The sequence below is a fragment of the Proteiniphilum sp. UBA1028 genome (assembly GCF_002316955.1).
GTDB lineage: Bacteria > Bacteroidota > Bacteroidia > Bacteroidales > Dysgonomonadaceae > Proteiniphilum.
Window position 1 is genome coordinate 27,016 of record NZ_DCEN01000083.1, and the last position, 285, is coordinate 27,300.

The 285-nt window shown below is 45.6% G+C and carries 1 protein-coding gene and 1 tRNA gene; both read left to right on the top strand.

Going from position 1 to position 285, the window contains the following annotated elements; genetic code table 11:
- On the top strand, window positions 1–210 hold a 210-nt coding region (locus tag B3Z75_RS13375), incomplete at its 5' end, for a hypothetical protein (protein WP_294072755.1).
- Window positions 201–274: transfer RNA gene (locus B3Z75_RS13380), tRNA-Ile, on the top strand. The genes B3Z75_RS13375 and B3Z75_RS13380, both read left to right, overlap by 10 nt.
- The last annotated feature ends 11 nt before the right edge of the window (window positions 275–285 follow it).

Below are 285 nucleotides of genomic sequence, written 5' to 3' on the forward strand. Positions count from 1 at the left end.
AATCACAAATTGTGGCGGGGTAATCATGATTTCATCATCAGCGTGGTGATGAAGCGTGAAGTGCCGCTTCTACACCGTCAATACGCACCGGCGCAATATATACGTGAAACCGCCGTTGATTTAAAGGAAAATCATTTGGTTTTCTCCGGAAAAAGCAGTAATATTGCACCCGCTTTTGATCTTTCCGGATCAAAAACAAAGGTCCCATAGCTCAGTTGGTTAGAGCACCTGACTCATAATCAGGGAGTCACTGGTTCAAGCCCAGTTGGGACCACTCACCTTGAA